The sequence below is a fragment of the Nocardia puris genome, assembly GCF_036051655.1.
Taxonomy (GTDB): Bacteria; Actinomycetota; Actinomycetes; order Mycobacteriales; family Mycobacteriaceae; genus Nocardia; species Nocardia puris.
In genome coordinates this window covers 5828037-5840806 of sequence record NZ_CP107943.1, presented here as the reverse complement: position 1 = coordinate 5840806, position 12770 = coordinate 5828037, and the positions used below count along the sequence as shown (strand labels likewise).

Below are 12770 nucleotides of genomic sequence, written 5' to 3'. Positions count from 1 at the left end.
CCCTCACCAGTGAACGTGCTCGTCACCGTCCACCCCCTCCTCGCGACCGGACACGTGCGCGTGCGTACCGAGCGCGAATAGTGTTTGCCAGGACTTCACTGAACGAGGCCAAACTATACAAACTTCGGCCCCGCGTCTCGGGAATCAACCCGATCAGCACCCGGCGGAACACGGCGGGGTCCCCTGCGGGCGGGCATCGCTCAGGCCGCCGCGCGCATCTCCCGGCCGAGGGCCTGCTCCCGCAGGGTCGCCAGCGTCTTGGACAGGATGCGCGACACCTGCATCTGGGACACGCCGAGCCGGTCGGCGATCTGGCTCTGCGTCTTCGTCTCGAAGAAGCGCATGACGAGCACGCGGCGTTCGCGTTCGGGCAGCCGCGCGATCAGCGGGCGCACCGCCATCGCGTCCTCCAGCAGCCGGTAGCAGGGCTCTTCGGCGCCCAGGGTGGCGACCGCGGCGGGCGCGGTGCCCTCGTCGGATTCGCGGGTGCCCACGTCGAGCGAGGTGCTCTGGTAGGCGTTGCCGGCGATGAGCGCCTGGGTGATCTCCTCGAGGTCCACCTTCAGCTCCTCGGCCAGTTCGCGCGCGGTGGGCATGCGACCCAGGCGCTGCGAGAGGGTCTCCGTGGCGGGGCCGATCTGCTGGCGCACCTCTTTGAGGCGGCGCGGCACCCGCACCGACCAGGTGCGGTCGCGGAAGTGGCGGCGCACCTCGCCCATGATCGTGGGCACGGCGAAGGCCAGGAAGGAGTTGCCGCGCGCGACGTCGAAGCGATCCACGGCCTGCACCAAGCCGAGCCTGGCGATTTGGTGCAGGTCGTCGAACGCCTCGCCGCGCCCGGCGAAGCGCCGCGCGACGTGTTCGGCCAGCGGCAGGCAGATCCGCACGATCTCCTCGCGCAGTCCGGCGCGGTGCGGGTCGCGCTCGTCGAGCGCGGCGAGCTTCTCGAACCACGGTTCGACCGACTCGTAGGTGTCATCGCTCACGGTGGTTTCCGTCGATTCGCGATTCATCCGAAGGACCTCGTTTCCACTGAATTCGACTTCCCCCGGGATACCCGGCCGGGCCGTTACCGAAACGTGATCAGAGGTTCGTTATCGGGCGAAACGGACACCGGAGCGCCCACTACCTGCGCGAACACCGGCTCAAAATTTTTGCGACCCCACGGTTTCATACCGCCGAAACGGGCGATGCCCCGCGATTCGGGGTACCGAACCACGGGGCATCGCACCGGTCACCGTTTGCCGCTGCGGGCCCGCCTGCGCGCCTCCTGCATTTCCTGGAGTTCGCGCTCGAGCGCGTCGGCGATGCGGAACTGTCCGGTGTCGTAGATGCCGGTGGAGCGCACCACCTCGTGGTAGGCGCCACCCGGATCCGGCGGCGGCACCGTGCGCTCCTTGCCCGCGCGCGCCGGTTCGGCCGGGGCCTCGCGGCCGGGCGCCTCCGTCCGCGCGGTCTTCGCCGCGGACGTGCGAGCGGACACCTTCGCGACGGTATCCTCCGCGCGAGGAGCGGGTTCGGGCGTCACCGCGGTGCGGGTCGCGACCTTCGCGGCGGGCTTCGGCGCGGAGCGCACGGGTTCGGTCACCGCCGCCGAAACAGGCTCGGACGCCGCGGACTTCACCGGGGTGGGTTCGAACACCTTCTCTGGCACCGGCTTCGCAGTGATCGGTTCGGGCGCGATCGGTTCGGGCGCTACCGGTTTCGGCGCGGCGGGCTTCGGGGTGGCCGCGACGGGCTCGGCGGCCGCCGCAACACGCTTCGCGGCCGGCGCGACGGACTTCGCGGTCTTCGAGGCGGCGACGGGCTTCGGCGTGGCCGATTTCGCGGCCACCGTCTTCACGCTCTTCGCCGCCACCGTCCGCACCGGCTCGGGGTCCACGAATTCGGGCTCCACCGGCTCACTCTCGGCGACGGTCGGCCGGGTGGCGGCCGAAACCCGGCGCGGCTCTTCGGCTTCCACCTCGCGCCGCCCGGATTCGGCTGCCACGACGCGCTTCTCGGCGACCGGCGCCGGGTCGGGCATCTCTTCGGCGAAGTCCTCGACGGCGTCGTCGACCTCGTCCGGCACCTCCTCGTCGAGCACCTCGACGTGATCCTCGGCCGCGGCGAGCGCCTGGCGCGGTTCGGGTGGCGCGACGAGTTCCGGCGGCGGGGTCGGCCGTAACGAGATCAGCCTGCGCCGGATCTCCTCGGCCGGGTCGGGCAGATCGCGAATCTGCTCGGTGGCGCGGGCGATGGCCAAACCGTAACGGGCGCTTGCCGCGTCGTGGATGAGCAGCGCCACGCCGATCATCACCGGCGCGATGGCATGCGTGCCGACCTCGTACCACTCCCCCGCGCGCACATACGGGTAGGTGTTCAGACCGACCGTCAGGCCCAGCAGCGCGATCTCGGCCGCGGCGACCTGGCCGCGGTTGTCCATGACGCCCCACTCGGCCACCTTGTTGGTGCCGATCATGATGATGATCAGGCAGACGCTGATCATGCCCTCGAGCAGGTAGCTGAACCAGAACAGCGGATCGCTGGGCCCGCCCGGCGCGATGTTCTGCTGCACGTTGACCGCCGACCACAGCATGCCCGCGCCGACCACGCCGGCCAGTGCCCGCAGCGACCACGCGCGATGCCGGTAGAGGGAGGCCAGTTTGGCGTGGGGGCTGGATTCGCGCCGCTGAGCGGCGATCGCCTTGCGGGCGACCAGCAAATCTCGCATATCGGCCTTCGCGATCTCCTCCGCGGTGAGCCTGGACCGGTCCGAGGCGGACGCGGCGGCCTGCACCTCTTTCCAGCGCTGCGCGCGTTCCTGCTCCCTGATCCGTTCGGCGAGTTCGCGCTCGGCGTGGAGTTCGTCCTCCGACAGCGCCTCGGTCAGGGCCGGGTCGAATTGGTAGGCGAGCCGGCCGCGCGCCTTCTCGACCCGGCGCGCCAGCTGCGTGACCTCGTCCTCGATGGGGTGCTCGATGGTCACAACGACCTCCGCCCCGGGAGATCCGATGGCAGGCAAGTGATCACGAGTGTGAGCAGCACCCCACATTCATAGTCCATGGGGGCGTGTCGGCAAAACTGTAGGTTTGCCGAATTTCGAATCGCCCCGGCGCGTCGGCCCCGCCGGACCCCGCGAACGGCACGCGAGGGTGAAACGATGCGTCCCGCGAGACCGACAGAGGGGTTGACAGACGGAAAGGGGCTCCACCATGGTCCGACGTGTTCTCGGCGGTGCTTTCGCCACGGCGCTCGCCGCCACCGCCCTCACCCTGGCGGCGGGTACGGCCGAGGCCCGTCCCGCCGACTGCCGCACCACCAACACCGGCACCGGCGGCACTTCCGAATGTTTCGGCGGCGACGGCAGGCACCGCGTCCAGGTCGACTGCTTCGGCCTCACCGGTCTGGCCATCGCCCAGGGCATCACGTTGCCCTGGATCGGCGGCTGGAGCCAGCTCGGCCCCGTCTCCCCGGTCGGCACCCCCTCCCACCAACCCTGCGCGGGCGGCGGCATCCCCTGGGAACTCGGCGTCTCCACCGACGTCCGCGGCCTCTGCGAATCCCGCGACCCCAGCTGGCCCGAACACTACGTCCACTGGCTCCCCTGCTGAAGGTCGCAGATGATCCTGCCGCGCAACGACTTCCGCGTCAGTCGAGGTCCACGCCGGGGAGGCGGCGGGTGCCGGTGCGGATTTCGGCGATGAGATCGTCGTAGGCCCAGCTCAATTCGTGGAGGCGCTGCTGGGAGTCGGCGAGGCGATCGTCGCAGCCGCGGGCCAGGGCCAGGTAGGTGAGGACGGCGAGTTGGGCGAGGCGGTCGACGACGGTGCCGACGCTTTCGGTGTGCAGGGGCGCTTCCGGGCTCGGGGGTGGGGTGAGCAGGCCGACCCAGCGGTCGATCTCGCAGACGAGCCGGGCGCGCTGCCAATCGATATCGGACGTCTCGGCGGTGCCGGCCTCGCGCTGCTCGTGCAGCCGGGACAACTGGTGGGCGGCCGCCAGCAGCGGATCGTCCTCGTCGAGAACGCCACACACGGCCCGCAACACCAGTTCTCGTGACGGCAGCGCTGTTCCGCCGCCCTCGCTCGTCACCACCCGCACCACCGTTCTGCCGACCGACGACCCCGACATCGCACCTGCACTCCACGTATACGCGCCGCCTGCGTCCGGCGGCGAACCTCGCGTCGACTCCCCCTGACATTCGTCCCAGGAGTCGCGCTGGATAGGTCCCCGCCGCGCGCATCCCCATTGCCGCCCAGTCACTTCCGGCCGCGCGGCCACCTGCGGCGTGTCGGCCGGAAGCGACCTCCGGCCGGGGCGTACGATGTGAGGTCACGTCCGACGGCCCGTCCCCCGGCGGGCCCGTGGTTCGCCAGAAGCGGAGGTGATCGCCAGTGGCCGACCGGATCCGCGTCCGCCCACTCGACCGTTCCACTCCGGTGCGCCCGTGCTGAGGGCGCCGGTCGTCGTCGGCATCGACGCCTCGGAGGATGCCCTGCACGCCACCCGGTGGGCGGCGATCGACGCGGCGCTGCACGACGTCCCGCTGCGCATCGTGCGCGCGGTCGGCGAGCCCGACGAGGCCGACGCCGAGGAGTTGCGCGCCCACCGCGAGCGCTACCTGGAGAACGCGCGCGACGCGCTGGCGATCGCCGCGGAGGTGGCGACGGCCGCCGCCGAACCGATCACCGAGATCGAGGTGACCGCCGACCTCGTGGACGACGCCCCCATTCCCACACTGTGCGCCGCGGCGACCACGGCCCGGCTCGTAGTGGTCGGTTCCCGCGGACTGGGCGCCTACCACCGCAGCCTGCTCGGTTCGGTGAGCACCGCGCTGGCCAGGCACGCACCCGGTCCGGTCGCGATCGTCACCGGTCCGCCGCCGGACCGGACGGCTCCCGTGGTGGTGGGCGTGGACGCGTCACCCCAGAGCGCGCGGGCGGTCGCGCTCGCCTTCGACGAGGCCGCGCGCCGCGGCGTCGAACTGGTCGCCGTGCACGCGTGGACCCGCTACCTGCGCCACGCCGAGGTCGCCGACTCCCAGCGCGAGGGCGCGCGACTCCTCGAGGAGAGCATCGCGCCCGCGCTCGCCGAGAACCCCGAGGTGCGGGTGCGGCGGGTGGTGGCCGAGGACCGCCCGGCGCGGCGGCTGCTCACCGAATCGGCGCACGCGCAGCTCGTGGTGGTGGGCAGTCACGGCAAGGGCGGGTTCGCGGGGATGACGCTCGGCTCGACGTCGCAAGCCCTGTTGCACAGCATCGACTGCCCGCTCATCATCGCCCGCCCGGAGCACTGAGACCGAAGGCTCAGGCGGCGATCCGCCCGGACGCGGCGGACACGCGCACCGCGGCCGCCTCCGATCGGTGCCGGGACCGGAGGAACTCCACCCGCTGACCCTCGACGAGGGTGCGGTAGCCGGCCATCTCGATGCACGAGAAGTCGACGTAGACGAGGGCGCGCGGGTCCCCGTCGGCGGTGATGAATCCGAAACCCTTCGGTGCGTCGAACCACGCGACCGTGCCGCGTGACCAGCTCACCGTTCCCGACCGTGCCGGCGTCATGGGCTCACCTCCGGTTGCGGGCCGCCCCGGTTCGAGCAGCCGGTGCCAGCGGGTTTCCCACTCACCGGAGATTGAAACAAAAATAGCCTCTGACCTGGGGTGATCAGTCCAGCACCGCGGTGGCCTCCACCTCGACCAGCAGATCGGGCTCGCCGAGCGCGGCGACGCCGAGCAGGGTGATCGGTTTGACCGGGTCCACGCCCAGTTTCGCGGCGGCGCGCGCGACGCCCTCGCCGAGCAGCGGGTACTTCTCGGCGTTCCAGTCGACCACGTAGATGGTGAGTTTGGCGACGTCGTCGAACGAGCCGCCGACCTCGGCCAGCGCGGTCGCCACGTTCAGGTACGCCTGCTCCACCTGGGCGGCGAAATCGCCCTCGCCGACCTTGTTGCCCTCGGCGTCGCGGGCGACCTGCCCGGCCAGGAACACCAGCCGCGACCCCTGAGCGATCGAAAGCTGGCGGTACACATCGGGTTTCGGCAATCCCTCGGGATTGACCAGGGTGACGGCCATGACCGCTCCTTCATGTCGGATCGATCCGCTTCACGCGGCTCGTTCTATAGCATAGCTATGTTATGTATCATCGGTCCATGCCTCGGGCGAGAAATCCGGAGATCCGCGCGCTGCTGCTGGAGCGGGCCGCGGCGATGTTGCGGCGTCGCGAGGCGGTCACCCTGCGCGGGCTGGTCGCGGGCACGACGGTGTCGACCATGGCCGTCTACACCTACTTCGACGGCATGGACGGGCTGTGGAAAGCGTTGCGGCAGGAGGGTTTCGTGCGCCTCTCGGCGAAACTGAGCGAGGTGCCCGAGACCGCCGATCCGGTGCGCGATCTGGCCGCGCTGGGGGCCGCGTATCTGGACAACGCACTGGAGAATCCGGACCTGTACCGCGTGATGTTCGACGCGGGTTTCGAATTGGAGGACACGGCGGCCGCCGACGCGAGCTTGCACAAGCTCGTGGTCGCGGTCGGCCGGGCGACGGCGGCCGGACGATTCCGCGAGGACGTGGACGCGCTCGAACTCGCCACGCAGACCTGGGTGGTCGGCCACGGCCTGGCCTCGCTCACCGCCACCGGCCCGCTCCCCCACGAGGCGCTCGGACTCGCGGTGCCGATGCTCACAGCCCTGTTCGTCGCGGCGGGCGACGATCCGGAGTGCAGCCGGGCATCGGTGGAGTCGGGGTGGGTGCTCGGCGCGACGGCCGACGCTCACCCGCCTGGAGGGTGAGCGACCGGGCGTCGAACCGTCAGTCCCCGAACAGGATTCGGCGCGCCACCGCCCGCGCCTCTTCCGGCGTGGTGGTCGACAGCACCGCTTCCCCCGCGCGGCGGCAGGCGTCCTGCGTCACCGTGGCCAGCGTCGCCCCGACGGCGGCGACGGCCGGCGCCGCGGCCGACAGCGACGTGACGCCCAAACCGGTGAGGACGCAAGCCAATACGGGATCGGCGGCGGCCTCGCCGCAGACGCCGACCGGCTTGCCCTCGGCGCGTCCGGCCGCCGCCGTGCGGGCGACGAGTGCGAGCACGGCGGGCTGCCACGGATCGGTGAGCGCCGCCAGCTCGGGCGACATGCGGTCGGCCGCCATCGTGTACTGGGCCAGGTCGTTGGTGCCGATCGAGACGAAATCGACGCGGGCCAGGATTGCCTCGGCCAGCAGGGCGGCGGCGGGCACCTCGATCATCACGCCCGCCACCAGATTCCGCGCCCGCGCCCGCGCGGCGAAATCCTCGGCCTCGGCCGGGGTCGCGATCATCGGGGCCATCACCCACGGCCGGGCGGTCCGGCCGGCGCCGGCGGCCGCGACGGCGTCGAGCTGGCGGTCCAATATCCCGGCGTCGCGGGCGGCGATACGGATGCCGCGCACGCCCAGGGCCGGGTTGGCCTCGTCGGGGTGGGTGGCGAAGCGCAGCGGCTTGTCCGACCCGGCGTCGAGCGTGCGCACCACCACCTTCCCGTCGGGGTAGGCGTCGAGGACCTCGCGGTAGATCGCCTCCTGTTCGGCCACGGTGGGTTCGGAATCCCGGTCCAGGAAACACAATTCGGTGCGAAACAGGCCGATGCCCTCGGCGGCGGTCTCCCCCGCCGCGCGGGCGCCCGCCCCGTCCTGCACGTTCGCCAGCACCTCCACCCGGTGGCCGTCGGAGGTGGCCCCGGGCCCGGTCCACGCGGCGTTGCGCACGACGATCGCGCGATACTCCGCGACGAGGCGCGCGGCCTCGCGCGGGTCGGGCCCGACGGTCACCGAGCCCGCGCCGCCGTCCACCAGGACCTCGGCCCCCACGGGCACGTCGTCGAGCCCGGCGACGCCGACCACGCAGGGGATGCCGAGCTGGCGGGCGATGATGGCGGTGTGGCTGGTCGCGCCGCCGAGCGAGGTGGCGATGCCGACGACCAGCGCGGGATCGAGCCCGGCGGTGTCGGCGGGGGCCAGATCCTCGGCCAGCAGCACGGACGGCCGCTCGGGCGTGGGCACGCCGGGCTCGGGCGCGCCCGCCAGCTCCGCCACCACGCGGTCGCACACGTCGCGCAGGTCGGTGACGCGTTCGGCCATCAGGCCGCCGAGGCGGGTGAACAGCGTGGCGAACTCCTCGGTGGCGGCCGACGCGGCGGCCGGGGCCGGGTCGCCCGCGTCGATGCGTTTGCGCGCGGCCGCGAGCCAGCCCGGATCGGCGGCCATCGCGGCGTTCGCGGCGAGCACCTCGGCGGCGGCTCCGCTCGCGGCGGCGGCCCGTTCCCGCAGGCGGGCGGCGACGGTGGCGGCCGCGGCGCGCAGGGCCTCCGCCTCGGCGTCGCGATCGGATTCCGGAATCGGGCCCGTTCGGACATCCGCGGACACGCGGGGCGCGGGCCGCACGACCGGGCCCACGGCGATGCCCGCGACCGCCGGAATACCGGTCAGCACCATCTCCACCTGCTGAGATTCCATCGTCATCGTTCTCCTCCACACCGCTGTCGAGCGAGCCGGGCGGTCATGCGACCACATCACCGTTGTGATCCAGACTACGCCAAACCCTTGACAAAGCAACACACACGGGCATAAAACAACATGAAACAACATCTACCTCGGAGGCTCGGATGTACGCGGAGGAACGGCAACAGGCCATCGCCACCCTGGTGGGCCACCGTGGCCGCATTGCGGTCGCCGAACTCGCCGAGCTCTACGGCGTCACCACCGAGACCGTGCGCCGCGACCTCGCCGTCCTCGACCGCATGGGCCTGGTGCGCCGCGTGCACGGGGGCGCGGTGCCCGCCGCCGCGCTCACCGCGATCGAACTCGGCACCACCGAGCGCGAGCACTCGCAGACCGCGGAGAAGGAGCGCATCGCCAAAGCGGCGCTGGACTACCTGCCACCCACCGGCGGCAGCGTCCTGTTCGACGCGGGCACCACCACCGCGCGCATCGCGGCGCTGCTGCCCGCCGATCGTGACCTGGTCGCCGTCACGAACTCGATCCCGATCGCCGCTCGGCTCGGCGCGCACACCGGCATGCAGTTGCACCTGCTCGGCGGCCGGGTCCGCGGCGTCACGCAGGCCGCGGTCGGCCCGGAGACGCTGCGCATGATCGCCGACCTGCGGGTGGACACCCTGTTCCTGGGCACCAACGCGCTCACCACCGCGCACGGCCTGTCCACCCCCGATTTCGACGAGGCCGCCGTCAAGCGCGCGATGGTCGCGGGGGCGCACCGCGTGGTGGTGGTCGCCGACTCCACAAAGATCGGGCGCGAGGATTTCGTGCGCTTCGCTTCGATCGACGAGGTCGACGTGCTGGTCACCGATTCGGGGCTGCCGTCCTCGGTGCACAGCGAACTGGAACAGTGCGGCATCGAGGTGGTGGCGGCATGATCGTCACCCTCACCGCCAATCCCAGCATCGACCGCACGGTCACGCTGTCCGAACCGCTGCGGCGCGGGGCCGTGCACCGCGCGACCACGGTCAGCACCCACCCGGGCGGCAAGGGTGTGAACGTGTCGCGCGTGGTCGCGGCCGCGGGCGCCGCAACGGTGGCGGTGCTGCCGGGCAACGCGGGCGACCCGCTGCCCCGCGCGCTGACCGACGCGGGCATCGACCACCGTCTGGTCCCGTCCGACGGGCCGGTCCGGGTGAACCTCACCCTCGCCGAACTCGACGGCACCACGACGAAGATCAACGAACCTGGCGCGACCCTGGACGCCGAGCGCCTGGACGAACTCGCCGCAACACTCGAGACGCTGGCCGGCACGGCCGAGTGGGTGGTGCTCTCCGGCTCCCTGCCGCCCGGCGTCGATCCGGCCTGGTACGTCTCGCTGGTGCGCCGCCTGCGCGGCACGCGCGTGGCCGTAGACACCTCCGACGCCCCGCTGCGCGCGATGGCCGGCGAGTTCGACCGTGCCGCACCGGATCTCCTCAAGCCCAACGCCGAGGAGCTCGCGCAGCTCACCGGCGGCGACCCGCACGCGCTGGAGGACCCGGCCGCCGCCGCCCGCGCCGCGCTCGCCCTCGTGGCACGCGGGGTCGGCGCCGTGCTGGCGACGCTGGGCGGCGCGGGCGCGGTGCTCGCCGACGCGCACGGCGCCTGGTACGCCACCGCGCCCGCCATCACCCCGCGCAGCACCGTGGGCGCGGGCGATTCGGCGCTGGCCGGGTACCTGCTCGCCGATCTGGCGGGCGCGGGTCCCGCCGACCGGCTCCGCCACGCCGTCGCCTACGGCAGCGCCGCCGCCGCGCTGCCGGGCACGGAACTGCCCGCACCGCGCCACACCGACCCCGGCGCCGTTTCCGTGACGGCGCTTCATCCCCTGCCCCACCTCTGAAGGACACTGCCATGAGCGAACGCAGAGAGCGAATCATGTGCCAGCGTGCGTCACGCATGCCGAAGCCGAGCGCTAGCGAGGCGCAGACATGAGCGATCCGATCATCACCGCCGATCTCGTGACGCTCGACGCCGATCTCGGCGCCACGAAAGACTCGGTCATCACCGCGCTCGCCGCGCGGCTGACCGAGGCCGGACGCGCCGGGGACGCGTCCGCGCTCACCGCCGCCGCCCTGGCGCGCGAGGCGCAATCGGCGACCGGGCTACCCGGCGGGATCGCCATCCCGCACTGCCGCGCCGAGACCGTCACCGCCGCCTCGCTGGGCTTCGCCCGGCTGGCGCCGAAGGTCGATTTCGGGGCGCCCGACGGCCCGGCCGATCTGGTCTTCCTGATCGCCGCGCCGGAAGGGGCGGGGGCCGAGCACATGAAGCTGCTGTCGAGCCTGGCGCGGGCGCTGGTCCGTCCCGAATTCGTGAGCCAGTTGCGTGCGGCGGCAGTACCTTCCGAGATTGTCGCGCTGGTGGAGGGCGTGATCGCGCCCGCTCCGGCGCCCGCGCAGGCCGCGGCGCCCGTTGCCGAGCCCGCCGAAAAGGCCGCCACCACAACGACTCCGGCCACGGAACGCACGGTCGTCGCGGTCACCGCCTGCCCGACCGGCATCGCCCACACCTACATGGCCGCCGACTCCCTCGTCGCCGCCGGCTCGCGCGCGGGCGTGAAAGTCCTGGTGGAGACCCAGGGTTCGAGCGGGAGCACGCCCCTGCCCGCCGACGCCATCGCCTCCGCCGACGCGGTCGTGTTCGCCACCGACGTGGGCGTGCGGGGCCGCGAACGGTTCGCGGGCAAACCCGTGATCGAGTCCGGCGTCAAACGCGCCATCAACGAACCCGACGCCATGATCGCCGAGGCCGTGCGGGCGAGCGAGAACCCTTCGGCGGCCAAGGTTTCCGGCGACGCGCCGGCCGAGGGCGAGGAGGGCGCCGAGACCCTCGGCTGGGGCACGCGCCTGCGGCAGGTCCTGCTCACGGGCGTGAGCTACATGATCCCGTTCGTCGCGGCGGGCGGCCTGCTCATCGCGCTCGGCTTCCTGCTCGGCGGTTACGAGATCTCCGAATCCGCGGGCACCATCGTGCTGGACAATTCGCTCACCGAGCTGCCCGCGGGCGGGCTGGCCACCTACTTCGGCGCGGTGCTGTTCCAGCTCGGATCCCTGGCCTTCGGCTTCCTGGTGCCCGCGCTGGCCGGCTACATCGCCTTCGCGATCGCCGACCGGCCCGGTCTCGCACCGGGATTCACGGCGGGCGCGGTCGCGGTGTTCGTCGGCGCGGGCTTCCTCGGCGGCCTGGTGGGCGGTCTCATCGCCGGATTCACGGCGCTGTGGATCGCGCGACGGCCGGTGCCGCAGTGGGCGCGCGGGCTGATGCCGGTGGTCGTGGTGCCGCTGTTCGCTTCGCTGATCGTCGGCGTGATCATGTTCGCGCTGCTCGGCAAGCCGCTGGCGGCCGTCACCAGCGGGCTCACCGACTGGCTGAACGGGCTGTCGGGCACCTCGGCGGTCGCGCTCGGCGTCATCCTCGGCCTGATGATGTGCTTCGACCTGGGCGGCCCGGTCAACAAGGCGGCCTACGCCTTCGCCGTCGCAGGCCTGTCGGTCACCGATCCGGCCACCCTGAGGATCATGGCGGCCGTGATGGCCGCGGGCATGGTGCCGCCGCTGGCCATGGCGCTGTCCACCCTGCTGCGCCCCAAGCTGTACACGCCGGCCGAGCGGGAGAACGGCAAGGCCGCCTGGCTGCTGGGCGCATCGTTCATCTCCGAGGGCGCCATCCCCTTCGCCGCCGCCGACCCGCTGCGGGTGATCCCGTCGATGATGGCGGGCGGCGCGGTGACCGGGGCGCTGATCATGGCCACCGGCACCACCCTCAGCGCGCCGCACGGCGGCATCTTCGTCTTCTTCGCGGTCGGCGGCATCGCCTGGTTCGTGCTGGCCCTGGCGGCGGGCACACTGGTCGGCGCGCTGTGCGTCACCGCCGCCAAGGAGTTCGCCAAGCCCCGCCCGGTCGCGCAGCCCGCGCTCACCACCGTCTGACCCCGCCCACCCCGCAACCCACAGGAGAACACCATGCCGAGCACCACCGTCACCGTCGGCTCGTCCATCGGACTGCACGCCCGTCCGGCCGCGCTCATCGCCGAGGCCGCCACCGCCGCGGGGGTCCCCGTGACCCTGTCGCTCGTCGGCGGCGAACCCGTCGACGCCAACTCGGCGCTGATGATCATGACGCTGGGCGCCACCCAGGGCACCGAGGTCGTCGTCGCCAGCGATGATCAGGCCGCCCTGGACAAGATCGCCGAGCTGGTCGCCGCCGACCTCGACGCCTGACCCACCCCCGCGAGCCCCGCCGCCTCCGCCCTGGGGCGGCGGGGCCTTCTCGTTTCG

At 72.4% G+C, this 12770-nt stretch carries 13 protein-coding genes; 7 read left to right on the top strand and 6 right to left on the bottom strand.

The genetic code is table 11. The annotated features are described in order from the left end of the window. Positions 1-200: 200 nt before the first annotated feature. Together OHB21_RS26965 and OHB21_RS26960 are read right to left on the bottom strand one after the other, a co-directional pair. The gene (locus tag OHB21_RS26965) at positions 201-1013 is read right to left on the bottom strand and encodes an RNA polymerase sigma factor SigF (protein ID WP_067514434.1); all 813 of its coding nucleotides are present in this window, start codon (positions 1011-1013) and stop codon (positions 201-203) included. 221 nt (positions 1014-1234) lie between these two features. Then, positions 1235-2968 carry a hypothetical protein gene (locus tag OHB21_RS26960; RefSeq protein WP_195124093.1) on the bottom strand — a complete coding sequence of 578 codons (1734 nt, stop codon included), beginning with the start codon at positions 2966-2968 and terminating at the stop codon, positions 1235-1237. A gap of 226 nt (positions 2969-3194) precedes the next feature. On the opposite strand from OHB21_RS26960, the gene OHB21_RS26955 reads away from it, so the two are divergent. After that, positions 3195-3593 carry a hypothetical protein gene (locus OHB21_RS26955; RefSeq protein ID WP_067514430.1) on the top strand — a complete coding sequence of 133 codons (399 nt, stop codon included), beginning with the start codon at positions 3195-3197 and terminating at the stop codon, positions 3591-3593. Positions 3594-3630: 37 nt separating this feature from the next. Here OHB21_RS26955 and OHB21_RS26950 read toward each other — a convergent pair whose 3' ends face one another. Next, entirely contained in the window at positions 3631-4113 is a 483-nt protein-coding gene (locus OHB21_RS26950; RefSeq protein WP_084538227.1) for a DUF4254 domain-containing protein, read from the bottom strand. A gap of 316 nt (positions 4114-4429) precedes the next feature. Here OHB21_RS26950 and OHB21_RS26945 point away from each other — a divergent pair, with 316 nt between their 5' ends. Further along, entirely contained in the window at positions 4430-5278 is an 849-nt protein-coding gene (locus OHB21_RS26945; RefSeq protein ID WP_195124092.1) for a universal stress protein, read from the top strand. Positions 5279-5288: 10 nt separating this feature from the next. Here OHB21_RS26945 and OHB21_RS26940 read toward each other — a convergent pair whose 3' ends face one another. Both OHB21_RS26940 and OHB21_RS26935 read right to left on the bottom strand, forming a co-directional pair. After that, entirely contained in the window at positions 5289-5543 is a 255-nt protein-coding gene (locus tag OHB21_RS26940) for a cold shock domain-containing protein (RefSeq protein WP_067514425.1), read from the bottom strand. A 103-nt stretch (positions 5544-5646) separates the two neighbouring features. After that, on the bottom strand, positions 5647-6054 hold the full coding sequence (locus OHB21_RS26935) for a RidA family protein (protein ID WP_067514423.1): 408 nt from the start codon (positions 6052-6054) through the stop codon (positions 5647-5649). Positions 6055-6131: 77 nt separating this feature from the next. Here OHB21_RS26935 and OHB21_RS26930 point away from each other — a divergent pair, with 77 nt between their 5' ends. Continuing rightward, positions 6132-6770 carry a TetR/AcrR family transcriptional regulator gene (locus OHB21_RS26930; RefSeq protein WP_067514421.1) on the top strand — a complete coding sequence of 213 codons (639 nt, stop codon included), beginning with the start codon at positions 6132-6134 and terminating at the stop codon, positions 6768-6770. Between the two features lie 19 nt (positions 6771-6789). Here OHB21_RS26930 and ptsP read toward each other — a convergent pair whose 3' ends face one another. Next, positions 6790-8475: a phosphoenolpyruvate--protein phosphotransferase gene (gene ptsP, locus OHB21_RS26925; protein ID WP_113974981.1), complete on the bottom strand. Its 1686-nt coding sequence runs from the start codon at positions 8473-8475 to the stop codon at positions 6790-6792. Positions 8476-8618: 143 nt separating this feature from the next. Between ptsP and OHB21_RS26920 the strand changes: the two genes are divergently transcribed. The 4 genes from OHB21_RS26920 to OHB21_RS26905 all read left to right on the top strand — a co-directional run bounded on the left by OHB21_RS26920 (position 8619) and on the right by OHB21_RS26905 (position 12713). Further along, positions 8619-9386, top strand: coding sequence for a DeoR/GlpR family DNA-binding transcription regulator (locus OHB21_RS26920; protein ID WP_067514879.1), 768 nt, complete (start codon positions 8619-8621; stop codon positions 9384-9386). Then, a complete protein-coding gene (locus tag OHB21_RS26915) occupies positions 9383-10333 on the top strand; it encodes a 1-phosphofructokinase family hexose kinase (RefSeq protein WP_195124091.1) in 951 nt (316 codons plus the stop codon). The genes OHB21_RS26920 and OHB21_RS26915 overlap by 4 nt, the downstream gene beginning before the upstream one ends. Positions 10334-10421: 88 nt before the next feature. After that, positions 10422-12422, top strand: a complete 2001-nt coding sequence (locus OHB21_RS26910; protein WP_195124090.1) for a PTS fructose transporter subunit IIABC — start codon at positions 10422-10424, stop codon at positions 12420-12422. 33 nt (positions 12423-12455) lie between these two features. Further along, positions 12456-12713: an HPr family phosphocarrier protein gene (locus tag OHB21_RS26905; protein ID WP_067514588.1), complete on the top strand. Its 258-nt coding sequence runs from the start codon at positions 12456-12458 to the stop codon at positions 12711-12713. Positions 12714-12770: the final 57 nt, after the last annotated feature.